Below are 20,477 nucleotides of genomic sequence, written 5' to 3'. Positions count from 1 at the left end.
GGCTACCTTCCTTGTACTCCGTAGCGGACGTGCTGGAGCAGGCCCCAGGAGTCACGATAGGCGGGTGAAGGTCCGACAGATTTGGCCTCCAGAGGAGGGAGTGCAAGGCCCTTGAGTCGGTCGAACTTGCGCCGGAATGAAGCTACTGCTTCGGGTTCTCCCAGGAAGGACGCGCCTTGTGGCGTCTCCAGCAGGACCGTGTTCAGCTTGGCGTGAGGGCCATGGAGCGTCATGAACGACGTATCGGTCGAAGCGAAGACGGGGCAGTCGAACGGGAGGATCTGGATCGTCACGTGAGGCAGCGTGCCTACCTCCATCAGGTGGTTCAGCTGGTCGCGCATGACGGTAGGCCCGCCGTACATCGTGCGTAGTGCCGCTTCGTGGATCACGGCATGGAATGGCACCCCGTTATCGATGCTCAGGATCTGTTGGCGCTTGCGGCGGAACTCGACCTTCTTCTCGGCGTATTCGAGGATGATCTCCATGTATCCCTTGGTCTGGAGGAGCCCGGGGATCAGGAGGGTTTCGTACGTGTCCAGGGCGGTGGCGGCGGCCTCGAACTCGGCCAGGTCGAGCGCTGGGGTCACGACGTACGGCTTGTAAGCGTCCCACCAACCCTTGCCGCTGCTCTGGCACAAACTGATGAGCCCGGCGCGATAGTTGGGGTCATCCGAACCGCACACGTCGAGCCAAACGTGCAACCGTTCGAGGTTGAGGCTCAGCCTTCCAGCCTCGGTGTGGCTCACGGCGGGGCCCTTCATGCCGAGCAACTCGCCAATCTCAGGGCCGGACATTCCGGCACCCTCGCGTAGACGGCGAAGTTCCTCACCGAACCGGCGCTGGCGTTCGGTGATGTAGACCCTGAGTCCCATGGCAGTCCCTTCTCGGATGGACGGTGCGACTGCTACGCACAGTGTAGGCGCGTGCGCAGGGTGTGTTGCAAAACTGGTCTTGTGGTGGTTACAGTCTTTGCGCACTGCTCGCCAGGCGGGTCGTCAGTTGCGTCTGTGCGTAGCCCCTCTGCACCGCTGGGAGATTCCCCATGTGTGACCCCAACCTCAACTCCCCCTCCCTCACCGTCTCTCGCGAGGCGTTGCGCGACACCATGGCGCGCGCCGGGTACCCCAACTCCTCCATCGGGGATGCCGAACTCGCGCTCGTGGAGCTGGTGGTGAACGCCTGGCGGCACGGGTTGACCGCCGCGCCCGTCGTCCTGGTCGCCGTCGTCCACGGGACGCTCCGCGTCACCGTCGCGGACCGCAGTCCCGTGCTGCCCGAGCAGCGGAAGCCCGACCCATTCGCCCAGTCCGGGCGGGGGTTGATGCTGGTGGAGGGGCTCATGCACCGCTGGGGTGCGGAGCCGCAGAAGCTCGGCAAGCGCGTCTGGTTCGAGCTGGACGGCGCCGCGTGATCGCCCACCACCCGATCCACCCCGCCGACCCGGCCCTGCGGCAGCTCACCGGGCGGCAGATCACCGAACTGATCGTCGATCTCCGTACAGAGGGGCGGGAGTTCGGCCTCCTCTGGCCGTCCGCCCAGTCCGGCGAGGCCGATCTGAACGGCCGCGCCCTGGTCTCCATCGGCAACATCCCGGCCAGCACCTTGATCAACCTGCTGGCTCTGCTGCGCGAGTTCAAGCGCCGGCGGGGCCGGGCGTGACGGGCATGCTGGTCCTGATCCTGATGGCCGCCGCCGTCGGCGGTGTGTGTCAGGCCCGGTCCGAGCGGCTGCGGGATCGACGGGATCGGACATAGGTGCCATGCATGGCACGCGGGCCCGCCTCGCCGAGGTGGGCCCGCGCCATGTCGGGCGTTGCGGCGGCCCTGTGGCCTAGCACCGGCGCACCGCCCCTGTCCCGTGTTCCCGCGACTTTGATCTTCCAGTGGCCGGCTTGCCTACGCTGATGCCGCATCACTTTGCGATATCAACCAGGGACTCGGAGTCATGGACCCCGTCTCCGTGTCCTCCGAACGAAGGAGCCGTCAGTGACCAGCGCATACACCTTTATCAAGGGCAACCAGGCCGAGATCGCGCTCCCCGCCGGCGCGCAGGTCGCCGTCAAGGTGAAGACCAACTCGAAGCTCCTCCAGAGCGTGAAGCTCACCAGCAAGGACGGCCAGGTGGATCAGCTCTTCACCGGCACGGGGGAGCGCAACACCATTGGGCAGACCGCCCTCACCGGCGTGAGCCAGCTCGTTGCCACCTTCGAGTACGGCGAGAGCGAGGGTGTCCTCAAGCCGAGCAACCTCAACAGTGGTGGCCCGTACGAGATCGGCGCCTACAACCTGATGGTGATCGTCGCGGAGAACGGCGACGACTCCGACTACAACGACACCGTTCTCGAATTCAGCTGGTACACGCCGAAGCAGTAGGCGCAGAACCGGACATTCTGCAACAGTCGGCGGCTCCCGTGAGGTTCGCGGGGGCCGCCGGTCCGTGGAGGTCAGGCGATGAAGTGGTCGAACTCGCCGGCCTTGGCGCCGAGGAGCCAGGCGTTGAGCTTGGTGCGGGTGGTGGTGACGATGTGGGTGGGGTTGTCGGACTCGCGGAGGTAGACGAAGTCGCCGTCGGAAGCGATCTCGATGCAGTTGGCTTCCTCCCCGCTGAAGCTCGGCTGCTGCCAGTTGAGGTGCTCCATGGCTACCTTCCTTGTACTCCGTGGCGGACGTGCTGGAGCCACGATAAGCGGGCGCACAGCCGCGTCGTTTCGGTCATGTCAATTCGTACGACTCGTTGTGCTATTCCCTTGGGTCCTCAGTCGTTCCTACACTGAGACCCCGCCGCACGGGGGCTGCGGGAACCAGGTTGCCGACGGGCCCGGGGGAGGCGCGTGTGAACGACCGTGGCTGGGACGAGGACGATGCCCGGCCGTACTTCTTCCTCTCCTACGCGCACACCCCGAAGGCCGGCACGCGCGGCGCCGGTGATCCGAACCACTGGGTCCGCCAGCTGTACCGGGACCTGTGCGAGGCGGTGCTGCAACTGACCACGGTCCCGGCCGGGGTGCCGGTCGGCTTCATGGACGAGTCCATGCACCAGGGGGAGTTGTGGGCGGAGCGGCTGTCGGAGGAGCTGGCGACCTGCCGGGTGTTCGTACCGCTGTACTCGCCCCGGTACTTCAACAGCGTCCCGTGCGGGCAGGAGTGGCACGCCTTCACCCGCCGCCCGGTGTACCCGGCGACGATCGACGCGGAGCGCACCAGTGGCATCGTGCCGGTGCTGTGGGCGCCGATGAGTCGCTACCGGCTGCCCAAGGTGGCCAGTGAACTCCAGTTCAACCACGCCAGTTTCGGGCCGGACTACGCCACCGAGGGCCTGTACGCGCTGATGAAGCTCACCTACTTCCGCTCCGCCTACGAGCTGGCCGTGCACCGGCTGGCGGCGCGGATCGTGCAGGTGGCGGAGGAGACGGTGATCCCGGTCGGGCGGCGGCTGGACTTCAACGGCCTGCCCAGTGCCTTCGACGTGAGCGCGCCGACCAAGCAGCTGCGGATCTCCGTACTCTCCTACCATCAGGGCGAGTTGCCGCCCGACCGCAATCCCGACTTCTACGGCACCCGGCGCACCGACTGGCACCCCTATCGCCCGGCCGGCTCGCCGATCGCCCAGCACGCGGTGCGGCTGGCCCGGCAGTTGGGGTTCCAGCCGACCGTGCACGAGTTCGACGACGAGGTCGAGTCCATCATCGAGGGGGAGGCGGCAGCCCCCGGCCTGCTCCTGCTCGACCGGTGGGCGCTGCGCGACCCGGACCGCCGGGAGCTCGTCCGCCGCTTCGACCGCTCGGACGCCACCTGGGTGAGCGTCCTGGAGCCGTGGAACACCGAGGACCCCGAGTGCGAGGAACGCGGCGGCGACCTCGGAGAGTTGAGCGACCAGGCGCTGCGCATCACCCGGCGGGCGAGCCGCCCCAGCTTCCTCGGCGTGACCGGCCCGACCGGGCTGAACACCCTGGAGGACTTCGACGACGCGCTGCCCCGGGCCGCCATGAAGGCCAAGTACGCCTTCGAGGGCCGCACCAGGGCCGAGCCGGAGGATCCGCCGCCGCCCCGCCCGAACCTGCGGGACGCCTTCCGGCGCGGCCCGGGCGCGGCCCCGTTCGGCCGCGACGCCCCCTTCGGGCAGGACGGCTCCGGACCCGACGACCACCCAGACCGTGACGACGGCGATGACCCCGATGACGGGATGGCGCCCTTGGGAGGACGACCCAGATGAGCGAGAACCCCACCAGGAACTTCCGCGTCGGGGGCCTCACCGTGGCCGAACTGGCCGCCCAGCGGGAGGCCGAGCGACGGTCCGTGGAGCAGGACCGCAACGGCCGGATCATCACCTTCTACTCCTACAAGGGCGGCACCGGGCGCACCATGGCGCTCGCCAACACGGCCTGGATCCTGGCCGCCAACGGCTACCGGGTGCTCACCGTGGACTGGGACCTGGAGGCGCCGGGCCTGGCCAAGTTCTTCCACCCCTTCCTCGACCCGGCCTCGCTGGCCGGCACGACCGGGATGATGGACCTGATCGCCGAGTACCGCGAGGAGGCCCTGCGCCCGGTCGAGCACGCCGAGGGCTGGCACCTGGACTTCGCCAGGGTGCACCCGCACGCGCTGTCGCTGTCCTGGCCGCTGTTCCCGACCGGGGGCAGCCTGGACTTCCTGTCCGCCGGCCAGTTCAACCGGGACTACTCCGAGGCCGTCACCCACCTGGACTGGGACATCTTCTACGACCGCTTCGACGGCGGGCAGTTCTTCGACGCCCTCAAGGCCGACATGAGCAAGCGGTACGACTACGTGCTCATCGACTCGCGCACCGGACTGTCCGACATCGCCGAGATCTGCACCGTCCAGATGCCCGACGACCTGGTGGTCTGCTTCACCCTGAGCGACCAGTCCATCGACGGTGCCTCCCGGATCGCCCAGCACATCCACGACCGCTACCGCGAGCGCGGCATCCGCATCCTGCCCGTCCCGATGCGCATCGACGAGGGCGAGAAGGAGAAGGCCGACGCCGGCCGCTCCCTCGCCCGGGTCCGCTTCGACGGGCTGCCGGCCGGCCTCAACGGCGAGGAACTCGCCTCCTACTGGGGCTCGGTGGAGATCCCGTACCGGCCGTTCTACGCCTACGAGGAGATCCTCGCCACCTTCGGCGACCAGACCGGCACCCCCACCTCGATGCTCGCCGCCTGCGAGCGGCTCACCGCGATGATCACCCGGCGCAAGGTCACCTCCCTGCCGGTCATGGACGAGGAACTACGGCTGCGCTACGTGGACGCGTTCACCCGCCGCCGCCCGTCCGTCCCCGCCGACCTCTACCTCTCCTACGTCCCCGAGGACCGGATGTGGGCGGACTGGATCGAGTCCGTGCTCACCCGGGCCGGCTTCCGGGTGCTGCCCCGCGACCTCAGCGCCGGCACCGACACGCGCGAGGAGACCGAACGCGGCATCGACGCCGCCTACCGGACCGTCGCCGTGCTCTCGCCCGCCTACCAGCGCTCCCCGCAGGCCCGGGCGCTGTGGGAGTCCGTGGTCAACTCCGACCCCGCCGGCACCCGGCGCCAGCTCGTCCCCGTCCGCGTCGGCGACGTCAGGCTCACCGCACCCTTCAGCAACCGCAACCCCGTCGACCTCGTCGGCCGCGACGAGACGCAGTCCGTCCAGACCCTGCTGCGTGCCCTCGGCCGCGGCGACGTCGTCCTGACCGAGCCCAACGGCGGCGGGCCGCGCTTCCCCGGCAGCAAGCCGACCGTGTGGGACGTCCCGCCGCGCAACCCCTCCTTCACCGGCCGCGCCGCCGTCCTGGAGCAGCTGCGCAACCAGCTGCGCGGCGGCATGGCGGCCGTCCTGCCCACCCCCCAGACGCTGTACGGGCTCGGCGGCGTCGGCAAGACCCAGGTCGCGCTGGAGTACGCGCACCGGTTCATGTCCGACTACGACCTGGTCTGGTGGATCGACGCCGAACAGACCGAACTCGTCGCCCCCGCCCTCGCCGACCTCGCCCGCCGGCTCGGCCTGCGCGTCGGCGACTCCGTCACCGAAGCCGCCGAGGCCGCCCGGGAGGCGCTGCGCCGCGGCGTGCCCACCTCGCGCTGGCTGCTGATCTTCGACAACGCCGACGAACCGGCCGAGATCCGCCGCTTCTTCCCCGGAGGCTCCGGCCACATCCTGGTCACCTCCCGGAACCAGGCCTGGACCGGGCACGCCGAGGCGCTGGAGGTGGACGTCTTCACCCGCGGCGAGAGCGTCGAGCACCTGTGCCGGCGAGCCCGCGGCCTGTCCCGCCCGGACGCCGACCGGGTCGCCGAGGCGGTCGGCGACCTGCCGCTCGCCGTCGAGGTCGCGGCCGCCTGGCTGGACACCACCGGCACCCCGGTGGAGACCTACGTCGCCCAACTGCACGCCGAGGCGGCCCGCGCGCTGGCCGTCGCCCGCCCCGCCGACTACCCGACCCCGGTCGGCGCGACCTGGAACGTCTCCATCGGCCGGCTGCGCCAGCAGTCCCCGGCCGCCGTCCGGCTCCTCCAGCTCTGCGCGTTCTTCGCGCCCGAGCCGATCTCGATGAACCTCTTCTACAGCGACCAGATGATCCGGGCGCTGGTGAAGTACGACGCCGACCTCAGCGACAAGTTCATGCTGGGCAAGGTGATCCAGGCGATCGGCCGGTACGCGCTGGCCAAGGTCGACGCCGGCAGCAACAGCTTCCAGGTGCACCGGCTCGTCCAGGCGGTGATCCGGGCCGAGATGACCGACGACGAACAGGAGATCGCCGTCCACGAGGTGCATCGCATCCTGACCGGCGCCCGGCCGGTCCTCGGCGACACCGACGACCCCGCCAACTGGCCCGCCTTCGACGAGATCTGGCCGCACCTGTCGCCCTCCAAGGCGCACAACTGCGACGAGGCGGACACCCGCCAGCTGCTCATCGACCGCGTCCGCTACCTCTGGAAGCGCGGCGAACTCGACCGCGCCCGCGACCTCGGCCACGCCCTGGACACCGAGTGGACCAACAAGCTCGGCGAGAACGACCGGCAGACCCTGCTGCTGCGCTTCCAACTCGCCAACGTGCTGCGCTCCCAGGGCAACTACGCGGAAGCCCTGGCCCTGGACGAGGACACCCTGGAACGCCAGCGGGCCCTGCTCGGCGAGCACCACCCGTACACCCTGATGACGGCCGGCTCCCTCGGCGCCGACCGCCGGGCACTCGGCCGGTTCCAGGCCGCACTCGACCTCGACCGCGAAATCCTCGACCAGTTCCGCGAGTTGTTCGGCGACGACAACCCGCGCACGCTCTCGATGGCCAACAACCTGGCCATCGACTACCGGCTCGTCGGCAACAGCGAGGCCGCCCGCGAACTCGACCAGGAGACCCTCGACCGGCGCACGGCCGTCCTCGGCCCCCGGCACCCCTACACCCTCTCCACCAAGTCCAACCTCGCCCGCGACCTGCGCGAACTCGGCGACTACCGCGGCTCGGTGGACCTGCTCCAGGAAGTCACCTCCGACCTCGGCGACGTCCTCGACCCCGACCTGCCGGAGAACCTGCGCAACGCCAAGTCCCTGGCCGTCTCACTGCGCCGCATCGGCGCGCTCGCCGAAGCCCGCCGGATCACCAAGGAGACCTACGAGCGCTACCTGGAGCGCTACGGCGCCGACGCCCCCGACGCGCTCGCCTGCGCGCTCAACCTGGCCGCCGACCACAGCGCCTCCGGCGACAAGGAGGCCGCCCGCGACCTCTGCTCCACCGTCTTCGAAGGCCACCGCCGCCTGTTCGGCGACGAACACCCCTTCACCCTGGCCTGCGCCAACAACCTCGGCATCTACCTGCGCGGCAGCGGTGACGTCCAGGGCGCCATCGAACGCGGCCGGCTCACCGTCGAGGGGCTCACCGACTCCGTCGGAGCGGACCACCCGTACACCCTCAACGCGGTGATCAACCTGGCCAACGCCTACGGCGACGACGGCCAGATCGGCCTCGCCGAGGAACTCGGCCGGGCCGCCTACCAGGGCCTGTGCGAGCGCTACACGCCCCGGCACCCGGACGCCGTCGCCTGCGAGGCCAACCTGTCGATCACCCTGCGCTCGGCCGGTCGGCACACCCAGGCCGCCGAACTGCGGGCCCGCGCGATCGGCGAGCTGATCCGGCAGTTCGGCGAGGAGCACCCCAACACGGTCGCGGCGCGCGGCTGGAAGCGGATCAACCGGGACCTGGAGCCGCAACCGGTGTAAGCGGCGGTGCAGGCGCCGGTGAGAGCACGGCCTCCGGCCGGGGGCGGCGGGTACGCTGCGGGACCATGAGCAAGCAGACGCCGCCCCCGGTCCTGGTCACCCGGCGCCTCGCGCCCGGGGTGATCGAACGGCTCACCGCGCGCCACACCGTCACCTGCCACGACTCCGACCAGGCGATGGCCCGGGCCGACCTGCTGGCCGCCGTCCGCGATCGCCGTGCCGTGCTCACCACCCTGGACGACCGGGTCGACGGCGAGTTCCTGGACGCGGCCGGGCCGTCCCTGGAGATCGTCGCCAACCACGCCGTGGGGCACCACAACATCGACCTGGCCGCCTGCGCCGAACGCGGCGTGCTGGTCTCCAACACCCCCGGCGTGCTCACCACCGCCACCGCCGACATGGCCTGGGCGCTGCTGCTGGCCGCCACCCGCCGCCTCGGCGAGGGCGAGCGCCTGCTGCGCTCCGGCAGCCCCTGGACCTGGGCGCCGAACTTCCTGCTCGGCATGGAGCTGGCCGGCACCCCGCTGGGCGTGCTCGGCATGGGCCGGATCGGGCAGGCGGTGGCCCGCCGGGCCCGCGCCTTCGACATGCCGGTCAGCTACCACAACCGCCGCGAGCTGCCGCCCGAGCAGGCCGACGGCGCCACCTGGCGGCCGCTGGAGGACCTGCTCGCCCACTCCACGGTGCTGGTCGTCACCGCCCCGCTCAGCGCCGCCACCCGGCACCTGCTGGACGCCCGCCGCCTCGCCCTGCTGCCGCGCGGGGCGGTGGTGGTCAGCATGACCGCCGGAGTGGTGGACGAGGAGGCGCTGGCCGCCGCGCTGGAGTCCGGCGCGCTGTTCGCCGCCGCCGTGGACAACTTCGAGCACGAGCCGGCCGTCCCGTCCGCGCTGCTCGCCCAGGAACGCGCCGTCCTGGCCCCGCACCTGGGCAGTGCCACCGTCGCCACCCGGCAGGCGATGGGCGGCCTGGCCGTGGACAACGTCCTGGCCGTGCTGGGCGGGGGAGCGCCGGTCACCCCGGTGACGGCCTGAGGCCTTAGCCCGCCGCCCAGGCCAGGGCGGTGGTCAGCACCCGGAAAGCGCCGAAGTGCGCGGCGCCGGGCTCCAGGAAGAGCTCGGCGCCGGGGATGTGGTCGCCCAGCCAGCGGGAGTGCTCGACCGGGGAGAACTGGTCGTCGGTGCCGTGCCACAGCCAGCTCGGCACCGCGATGTCCTCGACCTTGAACCCCCAGTCGGCGGTGAACGCCAGCACGTCGTCGATCCAGCCGTCCGCGCCGTGCCGGAACGCCTCCCGGTAGTTGCTCTGCAGCATCCGCCGCAGCCCGCTGTCGGCCACCACCTCCCGGTCGGCGGGCGACAGTTCGGGCCGCAGCCCGTTCAGCAGCCGGACCGGGTCGTCCTTGATCTGCCGGGAGCGGAACTCCATCGCGTCGGCGATCCGGCCGTGCCCGCGCTCCGCCTCCTGGTAGGCGTGCACGTTCGACGGGGTCATCCCGGCGTACCAGTCCAGGCCGGCCGCGTTGCGCGGCGCCAGGCCGACCAGCACCGCCACCCGGCTGACCCGCTCCGGCAGCAGCGCCGCGCAGGCCAGCGCGTGCGGGCCGCCGCCGGAGCGGCCGAGCACCGCGAAGCCGTCCAGCTTGAGGTCGTCCGCGATGGCCCGCACGTCGGCGGCCGCCGCGCTCACCCGGCGGCCGAACTGGCGGGTCGAGTCGCCGTAGCCGGGCCGGTCGTAGGAGATCAGCCGCACCCCCAGCCGGTACAGCACGGTGCTGCGCGGGTGCGGGCCCACCCGGCTGCCGGGCATGCCGTGCAGCAGGAACACCGGGCGGCCGCGCGGGTCGCCCAGGGATTCGACGGCGAGGGCGCGACCGTCCGGGGCCTTGACCATCCGTAACGACACCTGCGGCCTCCTCAGTGGTCCCGGTCGGTGGTGGTGCGGATCTCCCGGCGGGCCTGCCAGGTGGTGTGCTCGCGGGAGACCGCGTCCTCGGCGTCCCGGGCCAGCCGGGCCCAGAGCTCCTCGGCGTCCGCCGACTCCACGTCCAGCCGGGCCAGTTGGCGCCGGATGAGCTCCAGCTCGTCGGCGGCCAGCCCGTACGCGGCGGCCAGCGGGCGGTACTGGCGCAGCTGCGCCCACGCGGTGATCGAGGCGGCCACCGCCGAGACGGTGCCCAACGCGTCGTAGGTGAACGCGCCGAGCGCCCGCAGCACCGCGAGCACCAGCCCGAGCGCCGGGAGCACCACGCCCAGCACCCCCGCCAGGGCTCCGGCCCGGGCGCAGTACCGGGACTTGGCGCGGTACCAGTCGTGCTGCACCTGGATCCGCTCCCGCAGGTACACCTCGCGCCGCACCGCGAGCGGCTGCTCGCGCAGGTCGCGCATCGCCGCCGTGATCCCGGCGAGCTCCGCCCCGGCGCCCGGCGTGACCACCCGGCTGTCCCGGAAGGCGCCCAGCACCCCGCCGAGCTGGACGCGGTACAGGCCCTCCGCGTCCGGCAGGGTGTGCGGCGGCGGCTGGTAGGCGTCCGCCCGGACGGCGAACTTCCAGGCCAGCGTCTTGACCGACTCGGCGGCGGCCCGGCCCTCGTACCAGAGCCCCTGCGGGTTCTGCCGGCTGATCACCACCGCGAGGACGATCGCGCCGAGGTAGGCGGCGGCCGCCGGCCAGGCCCACGGCTCGCCGTCGGCCGAGCCGGTCGCGGCGGCGGCCACCAGCAGGAGCAGCTCCCAGGCGGAGAGCAGCACCGAACGCCGCTGGCCGCGCAGCGAGGCCGCGTCGGCGGCCCAGAAGAACCCGGGCAGCAGTTCCCGCTCGCGCACCCACCCCGTCCGTCCCGCCCCAGACGCCATGTCCGGCCCCCACCCGTCGCTCCGGTCGCACCGCCCTCCTGCCCCGGGCGGCTTCCCGGTACGCCTGGCCCGCCCCCGGGCCGCCCGCAATGGCCGGGATGCCCCGGTGGATTGTCCGGCCCGGGTACGTTCGGTGGGCGGGCGGACACCCTGCGTGGCCCGGCGTGCCCGTGGGCGCGACCGGTGGGCGTCAGTAGGTGTAGAGGATCCGGTCGGCGTTGTCGGCCATCTGCTTGGCGTTCCACTCGGTGCCGCCGGGGACGTTGCCGGAGCGGAACAGCGGCGGGGCCGCGGCGGTGCCCTCGGCCGCCGCGTCGGCCAGCCGGCCGACCGCCGAGGCGACCACGGCCTGCATGAGCGCGCTGGTCACGATGGTGGAGACCGGGCCGAAGGTGGTCTCGGCGGCCGGGTGGGTCAGCTCGCCGTCCCCGACCGCGATCTTGCTGTCCAGCACCACGTCGCAGTTGTCCTTCAGGTACGTGCCGGACGGGTGCGCCGGGGGCACCTCGCCCGGGTACGCCAGCGAGGTCACGCCGATCACCTTCAGGCCGCGGTCCCGGGCGTACCGGGCCAGCTCGACCGGCATCACCTGGCGGCCGGACAGCGAGATCACGAACAGCAGGTCGCCGGAGGCGGCCGGGGTCAGGTCCAGGGTGGTGGTGGCCAGGCCGGACACCCGCTCCAGCGCGCTGGCCAGCGGCGCGGGCATCACCGTCACCCCCGCCATCCCGGGGACGTTCAACAGGTTCATCGGGACCAGCCCGCCGGCCCGGTAGACCACGTCCTGGGCCGGCAGCGCGGAGTGCCCGGCGCCGAAGGTGAACACCCGGCGGCCCTCGGTGATCGCCTCGGCGAGCAGCGCCGCAGCGGCCTCGATGGCGTCGGCCTCCTCCTCCCGGACCCGCTGGAGATGGGCGATCGCGGCGTCGAAGTACCGGCCGACCAGGTCGTTCATCTGTTGCCTTCGCTCTCTGCCGGTGGGGGAGCCGGCCGGGTGGGGCGGGCCGGTCGGGTCCGGGCCGCCAGTGGAGAAAGCTACGGCGAGCACCGTGGCGCCCAGGCGGCACCGCTGTCAACAGGAACGAAAACCGGGACCCGGGGCCCTTGCGCGGGCCCGGTTGTCGGTGCAGTACGTCAGAATTGGCGGTGAGGACACCGAAGAACGGAGCCAGCGGCGATGTCTGGGCTGATCGACACCACTGAGATGTACCTTCGCACCATCCTGGAGCTGGAGGAGGAAGGCATCGTCCCGATGCGCGCCCGGATCGCCGAGCGACTGGAGCAGAGCGGCCCGACGGTCAGCCAGACGGTCGGCCGGATGGAGCGCGACGGGTTGTTGCAGGTGGCGGGGGACCGCCACCTCGAACTGACCGACGACGGGCGCCGGCTCGCCGTGCGCGTCATGCGCAAGCACCGCATCGCCGAGTGCCTGCTCGTCGACGTGATCGGACTGGAGTGGGAGCAGGTCCACGAGGAGGCCTGCCGCTGGGAGCACGTGATGAGCGAGACGGTCGAGCGCAAGGTGCTCGCCATGCTCGGCCACCCGACCCAGTCCCCGTACGGCAACCCGATCCCGGGCCTGGACGAGCTGGGCGACGCCAAGGCCGAGGGCGAGGGCTTCGACGCCGCGCTCGTCCCGCTGGACACCGTCAAGCCGGGTGACGGCGGCGCCAGCGTGGTGGTCCGCCGGATCGGCGAGCCGATCCAGACCGACGGCGAACTGATGCGCACGCTGCGCCGGGCCGGGATCCGGCCGGGCTCCACCGTGCGGGTCAGCGCCGGCGTCGGCGGCGTGCTGGTCGGCACCGGGGAGAACGCGGCGGAGCTGGGCAAGGACATCGCCCAGCACGTCTTCGTCGCCCAGGCCTGAGGAACGCGCCCCCCGGGCCCGGAGGAACGCTTCCGGGCCCGGGGAACGTGCTTCCCGGAACGACGCGAAGGGCCCGCTGCTCCCCGTGCAGCGGGCCCTTTCGCCTCCCCGTTCCCTCCCTGTCCCCTCCGTCCCTCCCATCCCCTCCGTTCCCTCCCGGCCCCTCCACCGCCTCGCCCGGCTTCCCCGTCCGAGCGCTCCCTCCGGCGTCCCCTCGCACCGCAATTCCTCCCCTCGGCCGATCATGGCAATCCTTGAGCGTTGTCACTCGTCCGGGGGGCTTTCGCCCATGGTCAGCGGGTACACGGAGGCCTTATCCGCACATGCGTGTGACGGGCCTCGCCTCCGGTGGGAGACAAGGCCCGTCAGCCGGGCGCGGGGTGTCGCGCGCTGCGCGCCCTCACCCGATAGGCGGAGGGCGGCCGTTCACGGGGTGGTGAATCGGGGCAGTGAATCGGGGCGGTTCACGAGGCCGTTCACGAGACGGTGAACCAGGGTGGTGAACCAGGATGGTGAACCGCGGCGGTGAACCGTTGCCGCGCCCGTTCAGCGCACCGCTGCCGCCGGCTGGGCGGGCTGGGGGTGGGCGGCCGCGGGCGCCTCGCGTCCGCAGGCGTACGCGAGCGGGCTGATCAGCTCGGCGGCGTCGGGCAGCCAGCGGTTGAGCGCCGAGGGGGAGCGGGCCCACTGGGCGTAGCCGGTGCCGCCGATCCGGGAGGGCGGGGCGACCGTCCAGTCCCCTTCGCCGCGGGCCACCAGGTCCAGCCGACCGGGCGGCCAGCCGAGCTTGCGGAGCATCTCCGGCAGCTTGGCCGCGACCCCGGGCAGCACCAGGAAGTGCAGCCGCCGGCCGATCCGGCCGGGCGAGGCGGGCAGCACCGCGACCGGGCCCAGCTGGAGGTCCATCCGCTCCATCCGCGCCAGCGCCAGGCAGCCGGCCGTCTCCGGGACGTCCAGGACGTCGAAGGACCGGCCGGTGGGCAGCAGGATCGAGGCCTGCGGCCGCTCGGTCCACCAGCGCCGCACCGCCCCCGGCCCGGCGCTCGCCTTGCGGGCCCAGTCCGCGTCGAGCGGGTGGGCCCCCGGCAGCAGGCAGCGCCGGTCGCCGCAGGAGCAGCGGGCGGGCCCGTCGCCGTCGATCAGCCAGGCGCCGGGAGCGACCTCCCAGTGGCGGTTCTCGGCGTAGCCGACGGCTTCGATGAGCAGCGGGGGCAGTGCGGCGGTCTTGCCCTGGTCGGGGGAGTCGGGGATGTCTTCCACACGCTGCTCAACTACCGTGTGTGAGGCTGGTTACGGCCCGGCGCAAGCCGGTTGGGCGTATACCGGCAATGTCACCCGAACCGGTTACTCGACCGAGTTGAGGCGGGCGGAGGCAGGCGCAGTGGGGGCGCACAGGAGCATTTCCCAGGGCGCGTGGGGGGTGCGGATCGTCACCGTGGGTATCCCGCTGGCGTTGCTGATCGCTAACCTGGTGTCAGATTCCTTGGACGGTCGGACAGTCGGCAACAGATCAGCAGAATCGTCGCCCGCCGGCCGGGACCGGAGGGTGTGGGGAGGCGAAACCCAATGGCCGCAAGACCACTCGTCGCACGACAGCCCAACGAGCGTCTGCAGCAACTGATCCAGGAGGCCAGCTGCTCCAACGCCGGCCTGGCCCGGAGGGTCAACCTCTGCGGCGCCGAGCACGGTCTGGACCTGCGGTACGACAAGACCTCCGTCGCCCGCTGGCTGCGCGGGCAGCAGCCGCGCGGGCAGGCGCCGGCGGTGATCGCCGAGGCCCTCGGCCGCAAGCTCGGCCGCAGCGTGTCGGTCGAGGAGATCGGCATGGCCGACGGCAAGAACCTCAGCTCCGGTATCGGGCTCCAGTTCGCGCCGACCCTGAACGCCGCCCTGGAGCAGGTCTGCGAGCTCTGGCGCAGCGACGTCGGACGGCGGGACTTCCTGACCGGGGCCACGGTCGCGGCCTCCGCGCTGGTGGAGCCCAGCCGGGATTGGCTGATCACCCCGCCCGACCCGGTGGTGGCCCGCACCGGCGGCCCCCGGGTCGGCCCGACCGACGTGGCCGCGATCAAGGCCACCACCACGATGCTGGTCGACCTGGACCACCGCTTCGGCAGCGGTCACGTGCGCCCGGTGGTCGTGCACTACCTCAACTCGGTGGTCTCCAGCCTGCTCGGCGGGGCGTACCGGGACGAGACCGGGCGCCAACTCTTCGCCGCGGTGGCCCGGTTGACCGAACTGGCCGGATACATGGCGGTGGACACCGGCCAGCCCGGCCTGGCCCAGCGCTACTACATCCAGGCGCTCCGGCTCGCCCAGGCGGCCGACGACCGCGGCTACGGCGGCTACGTGCTGGCGGCGTCGATGAGCCACCTGGCGGCGACGCTCGGCAACCCGCGGGAGATCGCCCAGCTCGCCCGCGCCGCGCAGGAGGGCGCCCGGACGGTCGCCACCCCGACGGCGATGGCGATGTTCTACGCCGCCGAGGCCCGCGGCCACGCCCTGCTGGGGGACGCCCGCTCCTGCGAGGCGGTGTCGGCCAAGGCGCTGGAGATGATGGAGAAGCGCCGCCCGGAGGACGACCCGGACTGGATCGTCCACTTCGACGACGCCTACCTGTCGGACGAACTGGCCCACTGCCACCGGGACTTGGAGCAGGCCGGCCAGGCCGAGCACTACGCCCGCCGGGCGCTCGACCTGCACCCGCCGACCCGGGTCCGCCGCCGCGCGGTGGACCTCGTCCTGCTCGCCACCGCCCAGTTGCAGCAGCGGGACCTCGAACGCGCCTGTGAGACGGGCGCGCAGGCGGTCCGGCTGCTGAGCGGGCTGCGGTCCAACCGGGGCGTGGAGTACCTGGACGAGTTCCGGCGCAGGCTGGAGCCCTACCGGGAGCAGCGGGTGGTCCGCGAGTTCCACGCCCGGGCGGATGCGGAGGCCGCCTAGTGTCGCGCCCGGGGCGCCAGGGCGGGTCCAAGGCCCCGGGCCCCGGCGGGGCGGGGTGAGGGGAGCGTGAGGGATGTCCCGCCCGCGTGGTCACCCGGTTCGGCGAACCGGTAGCGTGGGCGCGACGTCCAAGGAACTGTGATGCCCCCAAGAACCGACGAGATGTGGTCCGCCGTCAGCGCGCGGTCGTGCACAGGTGAGGAATCGCGTTGAGCCAGCGCCGCTCGTACCCCAACTCGGGTGACTTCAACCTGGACGACCTGTTCCGCCCCGAGCCCGGCCAGACCCAGGGCGGCGCGCCGGGCCAGCCGCAGGGTCACCCGCAGGGGCAGACGGGCGTGCCGCCGGTGGGGCAGCCGTCCGGGCAGCCGGAGTACCTCGGCGAGGGCGGGCACGCGCGGCCGACCCAGGCCATGCCGGCCCAGCCCGCCCCGTGGGCCGGCGCTCCGCAGCCCGGTTACGGCGTCCCGCAGCACGAGCCGGCGCCGGAGACGCAGCACCTCCCGCCGTACCCGGGCGCGGACCCGTACGCGGGCGGGTACCCCACGGGCCAGTCCCAGGCCGGCTACCCGCAGCAGCCCGGCCCGGGCGGCTACCAGGGCTACTCGCAGGCCGGGCAGCCGCCGCCGGCGCCGGCCTACCCCGGTCAGGACTACGGGCAGAACTACGGCCAGGGCTACGGGCAGGACCACGGGCACGGGCAGGGCTACGCCCAGGACCACGGGCAGGGCTTCGACACCACCCAGGCGGGCGCGCAGGCTCCGGCCGCCCGGGGCGGCCGCCCGTCCAACAAGCTGATCATCGGTGGGGTGGTGGCCGGTTTCGCGGTGGCCGGCATCCTGGTCGCCGTCCTGGTGAACGGGGACGACACCACCCCCGCCGCCGACGCCAAGAAGACCCTCCCGGTGGCCGCCACCGGCAGCGCCACCCCCGGCACGGCGAGCGCGAGCAGCTCGGGCACCACCGTCGACCCGGCGGTCAAGGCCCAGGCGCAGCCGCTGTCGGACCTGCTCGGCACCGCGAGCGACAGCCGCTCGGCGGTGGTCGGCGCGGTCGCCGCGGTGCAGAAGTGCGACAAGCTGCCCGAGTCGCAGCAGGCGCTCACCGGCGCGGCCGGCAAGCGGCGCGAACTCCAGACCAAGCTCGGCCAGCTGAAGGCCGACAAGCTGCCCGGCGGCCAGCAGCTGGTCGAGCAGCTCAATGCGGCGTGGACCGCCTCCGCGCAGGCCGACGACGAGTACGCGGCCTGGGCCGGGGACTCACAGGCGCCCGGCGCCTGTGACCCCAAGAAGCTGGACAACCAGCACTACAAGAACGCCGTCCAGGCCAGCGGCACGGCGACCACCGCGAAGAAGCAGGCCTCGACCCTGTGGAACGCGATCGCCACCCAGACCGGCCTGCCCAGCCGCAGCGACGGCGACCTGTAGGACGGACGGGGGAACGGGCCCGCCGGCCCGCCCCTTCGTCGTCCGTCCCCCTGTCGTCCGTGCTGCGTCGGCTGTCCTTCACCGGCCGTCCTGCGCCGCCCGGGCGTCACGCCGGCGGGCGGCCCCCGGTGAGCACCCAGCGGATGTCCACGAAGCCCGGCTGCTGGAGGGTCATCCGGCCGCCCTTGACCACCTGGTAGGTGACCCAGGTGTTCACCAGCCGCGGGGACTCGGTGCTGGGCAGCATGTTGGGGGTGCCCCAGTTCAGTGGCGGGGTGAGGCCGACGTCGATGCCCTCGCCGCTGTCCAGCAGCCCGGTGACGGTCTTCTCGGTGACCTGCCGGCCGGACGCCGCGACCTTCTCGGCGACCAGCCGGAACACCTCGTACGCGACCCAGGTGGTCTGCACGCCGGGATCGGAGACGTCGATGGTGTGGCTGCCGGTGGTGTCGGCGCGTACCACCGCGCGCAGCCCGTCCCAGACCTTCGCCGACTCCGGCGGGTACCAGCTGGTGACGTAGGTGCCGGCCAGCGGGCCGGAGTCGCCGCCGGTGGAGTCGACCACCGACTGCTGCACGCTGCCGATCACCGAGGCGAACCGGGTGTTCCTCGGGTTCAGCCGACGGTAGGAGTCCAGCAGGTTGCCGGTCGGCTCGGCGGCGAGGGCGCTGGTGACGCAGTTCGCCGCTTCGTCCCTGCCGATCGCCTTGCGGGCCACCGCCGTGTAGTCGGTGGACTGCTCGGGCGCCTTGACGTCGAGCAGCTTGATGCCGGCCGGCTTGAGCGCGTTGGCCAGGTAGCCGAGCAGGTTGTCGCCGGACGGGGTGTCCGGGCGGACGAGTGCGACGGCCTTGCAGCCGGCTTCGACCAGCTGACGGCCGCTGCCGCCGATCAGTGCGGGCATGCCGCCGTCCACCGGGTACGAGAGCGGGCTGCTGAACTCGGGCTGGGAGAGCCCGTAGCCGCCGATCAGGGGGATGCCGGCGCGCTCCAGGACGGGCATGAAGTCGAAGCCGTACTGGCTGTAGGAGCCGATCACGGCGACCGCCTTGGCGTCCACCGCCCGCTGGGCGCAGGCCTTGGCGCCTTCGGAGGTGTTGTGCTCGTTGCAGGTGAGCACCTGAAGCCGGCGGCCGTTCAGTCCGCCCTTGAGGTTGACGTCCCGGCCGATCGCCTCGGCGAGCGCGGTCATGCCGGGCCGGTCGGCGGAGCCGGTGCCGGACGGGGACCAGGTCATCACGGTGAGGTCGCCGCCGTTGGTGGAGGCATCGGCCGGTCCGCCGCACGCGGAGGCCGAGAAGAGGGTGGGGAACAGGGCCGCGGCGGTGGCGGCCGCGGCGATCGGGCGGCGGCGGCGCCGCGCGAACTGGTGCCGGGGCTGGAACGGGTCCCTTCGGCTGGTCATCGGTCTTCCCTCTCTGGGGCGCCATCCGGCGCACCGGAGCAAGCCAAGCCCCGGCGCCACACGCCGAGAGGGCCGAAGTACGAACGGCCGGGTAACGGGAGCTGAAATCAGGCGGGGTACGCGTGTAGATCGGGAGTGGAGTACGAACGGACAGGGAACGTACGATCGTTCTCCATGTCCGCCAGCACAGATTCTTCGCATCGGTCTGCCCGAAACACTTCTCGTCCGGGCCACCGCTCCAGCACGATGAACGGCATGCCGCTCAACGACCTGCCCTGGTGGCGCTGGCGAGCCCGACTGCGCTCGGCGCTGCACATGTTGTCCGACCCCGGTTTCCAGCAGGAGACCTGGCTGAACGGCCGGGAGGGGTACGGCGACGTGACCGACGCCGTCTACCGGCTGGTCGAGGACACCTGGCTGGACCACTGGTCGGCCGAGAAGTACGTGGGCACGATCTTCCGCGACTCCGCCGAGGCCGCCCTGGTCGATGTCGCGGTGCTGCGGGTGGTCCAGCTGCTGCACGAGGTCGGCGCGGACGCCCACGCCTCCGCCTACTTCGGCCACCCCGGCTGGCCGGAGGCGGTCCGGGCCGCGCGCGAGGCGCACGTCGCGCTGGCGGTGAACGACGGGGACGACCCGGACGCGGCGCCCAAGTCGCTGGACGTGCTGCGCATCCTCACCCGAGTCTGAGCCCGGGTCTGAGCCCGGGCCGACGGCGGGGCCGCCGGCCGGGTATCCGGTCGGGCCGCTGAGCAGTGCCGTCCCGCAGTACGGGCAGCGGGGCGGCGGCTGTCCAGGATGTGACACGCTGGACCACCCACGAACGCCACGACCTCAGGACGGGATACCCCCAGTGGACCAGCAGCCGGCCAGCGCCCAGTACGTCCTCACGCTGTCCTGCCCCGACAAGCAGGGCATCGTCCACGCCGTCTCCAGCTACCTCTTCATGACCGGCTGCAACATCATCGACAGCCAGCAGTTCGGCGACGGGGACAGCGGGCTGTTCTTCATGCGGGTGCACTTCTCCGCCGCCGAGCCGGTCACCGCCGACAAGCTGCGGGCCAGCTTCGCGGCGATCGGGGCCTCGTTCGGGATGGACTGGCAGATCCACCCGACCGAGCAGCGGATGCGGATCGTCCTCATGGTCAGCAAGTTCGGGCACTGCCTGAACGACCTGCTCTACCGCACCCGGATCGGTGCCCTGCCGGTGGAGATCGCCGCGGTGGTGTCCAACCACACCGACCTGCGCGACCTGACCGAGAGCTACGGCGTCCCGTTCCACCACATCCCGGTCACCCGGGACACCAAGGCCGACGCCGAGCAGCAGCTGCTGGACCTGGTCGCCAAGGAGGACGTCGAGCTGGTCGTGCTGGCCCGCTACATGCAGGTGCTCTCGGACCAGCTGTGCACCGCGCTGTCCGGCCGGGTGATCAACATCCACCACTCCTTCCTGCCGAGCTTCAAGGGCGCCAAGCCCTACCACCAGGCGCACGCCCGGGGCGTGAAGCTGATCGGCGCCACCGCGCACTACGTCACCGCCGACCTCGACGAGGGCCCGATCATCGAGCAGGAGGTGGCCCGGGTGACCCACGACGTCACCCCGGACCAGCTGGTCGCGCTCGGCCGGGACGTCGAGTGCCAGGCGCTGGCCCGTGCGGTGAAGTGGCACAGCGAGCACCGGGTGCTGCTGAACGGCACCCGCACGGTGGTCTTCGCGTAGCGAGGCCGGGGCGGTCGGCGGCCGGTGTGGTTGCCGCCGTT

18 protein-coding genes are annotated in these 20,477 nt (G+C 72.2%); 11 read left to right on the top strand and 7 right to left on the bottom strand.

From position 1 onward, the window contains the following. Nucleotides 1–2 precede the first annotated feature (2 nt). Nucleotides 3–872 (bottom strand): helix-turn-helix transcriptional regulator, encoded by an 870-nt coding sequence (locus tag ACIOGZ_RS34075; RefSeq protein WP_363619132.1) that lies wholly within the window; start codon nt 870–872, stop codon nt 3–5. Between the two features lie 170 nt (nt 873–1,042). Here ACIOGZ_RS34075 and ACIOGZ_RS34070 point away from each other — a divergent pair, with 170 nt between their 5' ends. The 3 genes from ACIOGZ_RS34070 (at nt 1,043) to ACIOGZ_RS34060 (ending at nt 2,372) form a co-directional block, all read left to right on the top strand. After that, nucleotides 1,043–1,411, top strand: a complete 369-nt coding sequence (locus ACIOGZ_RS34070) for an ATP-binding protein (protein ID WP_063348181.1) — start codon at nt 1,043–1,045, stop codon at nt 1,409–1,411. Beyond that, nucleotides 1,408–1,659 carry a hypothetical protein gene (locus ACIOGZ_RS34065; protein WP_350877566.1) on the top strand — a complete coding sequence of 84 codons (252 nt, stop codon included), beginning with the start codon at nt 1,408–1,410 and terminating at the stop codon, nt 1,657–1,659. Before ACIOGZ_RS34070 ends, ACIOGZ_RS34065 begins: the two co-directional genes overlap by 4 nt. Before the next feature lie 326 nt (nt 1,660–1,985). Then, nucleotides 1,986–2,372: a fucose-binding lectin II gene (locus ACIOGZ_RS34060; protein WP_400988806.1), complete on the top strand. Its 387-nt coding sequence runs from the start codon at nt 1,986–1,988 to the stop codon at nt 2,370–2,372. 71 nt (nt 2,373–2,443) lie between these two features. Here ACIOGZ_RS34060 and ACIOGZ_RS34055 read toward each other — a convergent pair whose 3' ends face one another. Next, entirely contained in the window at nt 2,444–2,638 is a 195-nt protein-coding gene (locus tag ACIOGZ_RS34055) for a DUF397 domain-containing protein (protein ID WP_400988805.1), read from the bottom strand. Between the two features lie 194 nt (nt 2,639–2,832). Here ACIOGZ_RS34055 and ACIOGZ_RS34050 point away from each other — a divergent pair, with 194 nt between their 5' ends. From ACIOGZ_RS34050 to ACIOGZ_RS34040, 3 genes are all read left to right on the top strand, one after another. Beyond that, the gene (locus tag ACIOGZ_RS34050; protein WP_363584998.1) at nt 2,833–4,212 is read left to right on the top strand and encodes a TIR-like protein FxsC; all 1,380 of its coding nucleotides are present in this window, start codon (nt 2,833–2,835) and stop codon (nt 4,210–4,212) included. Between the two features lie 83 nt (nt 4,213–4,295). Next, on the top strand, nt 4,296–8,216 hold the full coding sequence (fxsT, locus tag ACIOGZ_RS34045; RefSeq protein ID WP_363585070.1) for an FxSxx-COOH system tetratricopeptide repeat protein: 3,921 nt from the start codon (nt 4,296–4,298) through the stop codon (nt 8,214–8,216). 65 nt (nt 8,217–8,281) lie between these two features. Beyond that, the gene (locus ACIOGZ_RS34040; protein ID WP_363585000.1) at nt 8,282–9,250 is read left to right on the top strand and encodes a D-glycerate dehydrogenase; all 969 of its coding nucleotides are present in this window, start codon (nt 8,282–8,284) and stop codon (nt 9,248–9,250) included. 4 nt (nt 9,251–9,254) lie between these two features. Here ACIOGZ_RS34040 and ACIOGZ_RS34035 read toward each other — a convergent pair whose 3' ends face one another. From ACIOGZ_RS34035 to ACIOGZ_RS34025, 3 genes are all read right to left on the bottom strand, one after another. Then, the gene (locus ACIOGZ_RS34035) at nt 9,255–10,109 is read right to left on the bottom strand and encodes an alpha/beta hydrolase (protein ID WP_363585072.1); all 855 of its coding nucleotides are present in this window, start codon (nt 10,107–10,109) and stop codon (nt 9,255–9,257) included. 23 nt (nt 10,110–10,132) lie between these two features. Further along, the gene (locus ACIOGZ_RS34030; protein WP_363585002.1) at nt 10,133–11,041 is read right to left on the bottom strand and encodes a DUF4231 domain-containing protein; all 909 of its coding nucleotides are present in this window, start codon (nt 11,039–11,041) and stop codon (nt 10,133–10,135) included. Between the two features lie 220 nt (nt 11,042–11,261). Further along, on the bottom strand, nt 11,262–12,026 hold the full coding sequence (locus tag ACIOGZ_RS34025; RefSeq protein WP_363632121.1) for a sugar isomerase domain-containing protein: 765 nt from the start codon (nt 12,024–12,026) through the stop codon (nt 11,262–11,264). 222 nt (nt 12,027–12,248) lie between these two features. On the opposite strand from ACIOGZ_RS34025, the gene ACIOGZ_RS34020 reads away from it, so the two are divergent. Then, a complete protein-coding gene (locus ACIOGZ_RS34020) occupies nt 12,249–12,941 on the top strand; it encodes a metal-dependent transcriptional regulator (RefSeq protein WP_350877579.1) in 693 nt (230 codons plus the stop codon). Nucleotides 12,942–13,487: 546 nt separating this feature from the next. Here ACIOGZ_RS34020 and ACIOGZ_RS34015 read toward each other — a convergent pair. Further along, nucleotides 13,488–14,192, bottom strand: a complete 705-nt coding sequence (locus ACIOGZ_RS34015; protein ID WP_371522710.1) for a bifunctional DNA primase/polymerase — start codon at nt 14,190–14,192, stop codon at nt 13,488–13,490. A 315-nt stretch (nt 14,193–14,507) separates the two neighbouring features. On the opposite strand from ACIOGZ_RS34015, the gene ACIOGZ_RS34010 reads away from it, so the two are divergent. Continuing rightward, complete coding sequence (locus ACIOGZ_RS34010) at nt 14,508–15,884, top strand: transcriptional regulator (RefSeq protein ID WP_350877580.1); 1,377 nt, start codon at nt 14,508–14,510, stop codon at nt 15,882–15,884. A gap of 209 nt (nt 15,885–16,093) precedes the next feature. Further along, complete coding sequence (locus ACIOGZ_RS34005) at nt 16,094–17,311, top strand: hypothetical protein (protein WP_400988803.1); 1,218 nt, start codon at nt 16,094–16,096, stop codon at nt 17,309–17,311. A 106-nt stretch (nt 17,312–17,417) separates the two neighbouring features. Here ACIOGZ_RS34005 and ACIOGZ_RS34000 read toward each other — a convergent pair whose 3' ends face one another. Further along, the gene (locus ACIOGZ_RS34000) at nt 17,418–18,716 is read right to left on the bottom strand and encodes an ABC transporter substrate-binding protein (RefSeq protein WP_363585010.1); all 1,299 of its coding nucleotides are present in this window, start codon (nt 18,714–18,716) and stop codon (nt 17,418–17,420) included. A gap of 174 nt (nt 18,717–18,890) precedes the next feature. On the opposite strand from ACIOGZ_RS34000, the gene ACIOGZ_RS33995 reads away from it, so the two are divergent. Both ACIOGZ_RS33995 and purU read left to right on the top strand, forming a co-directional pair. Then, nucleotides 18,891–19,406 (top strand): hypothetical protein, encoded by a 516-nt coding sequence (locus ACIOGZ_RS33995; RefSeq protein ID WP_079135686.1) that lies wholly within the window; start codon nt 18,891–18,893, stop codon nt 19,404–19,406. A 163-nt stretch (nt 19,407–19,569) separates the two neighbouring features. Further along, nucleotides 19,570–20,436: a formyltetrahydrofolate deformylase gene (gene purU / locus ACIOGZ_RS33990; RefSeq protein WP_371517487.1), complete on the top strand. Its 867-nt coding sequence runs from the start codon at nt 19,570–19,572 to the stop codon at nt 20,434–20,436. Nucleotides 20,437–20,477 lie beyond the last annotated feature (41 nt).

This window comes from Kitasatospora sp. NPDC088160 (genome assembly GCF_044741445.1).
GTDB lineage: Bacteria > Actinomycetota > Actinomycetes > Streptomycetales > Streptomycetaceae > Kitasatospora.
The sequence above is the reverse complement of the archived record's forward strand: the minus strand, read 5'-3'. Positions and strand labels throughout refer to the sequence as shown.

Coding starts and splice junctions, on each gene's coding strand:
- ACIOGZ_RS34075 (WP_363619132.1), bottom strand. CDS start 872: ATGGGACTCAGGGTCTACATCACCGAACGCCAGCGCCGGTTCGGTGAG.
- ACIOGZ_RS34070 (WP_063348181.1), top strand. CDS start 1,043: ATGTGTGACCCCAACCTCAACTCCCCCTCCCTCACCGTCTCTCGCGAG.
- ACIOGZ_RS34055 (WP_400988805.1), bottom strand. CDS start 2,638: ATGGAGCACCTCAACTGGCAGCAGCCGAGCTTCAGCGGGGAGGAAGCC.
- ACIOGZ_RS34040 (WP_363585000.1), top strand. CDS start 8,282: ATGAGCAAGCAGACGCCGCCCCCGGTCCTGGTCACCCGGCGCCTCGCG.
- ACIOGZ_RS34035 (WP_363585072.1), bottom strand. CDS start 10,109: ATGGTCAAGGCCCCGGACGGTCGCGCCCTCGCCGTCGAATCCCTGGGC.
- ACIOGZ_RS34025 (WP_363632121.1), bottom strand. CDS start 12,026: ATGAACGACCTGGTCGGCCGGTACTTCGACGCCGCGATCGCCCATCTC.
- ACIOGZ_RS34020 (WP_350877579.1), top strand. CDS start 12,249: ATGTCTGGGCTGATCGACACCACTGAGATGTACCTTCGCACCATCCTG.
- ACIOGZ_RS34010 (WP_350877580.1), top strand. CDS start 14,508: ATGGCCGCAAGACCACTCGTCGCACGACAGCCCAACGAGCGTCTGCAG.
- ACIOGZ_RS34000 (WP_363585010.1), bottom strand. CDS start 18,716: ATGACCAGCCGAAGGGACCCGTTCCAGCCCCGGCACCAGTTCGCGCGG.
- ACIOGZ_RS33995 (WP_079135686.1), top strand. CDS start 18,891: ATGTCCGCCAGCACAGATTCTTCGCATCGGTCTGCCCGAAACACTTCT.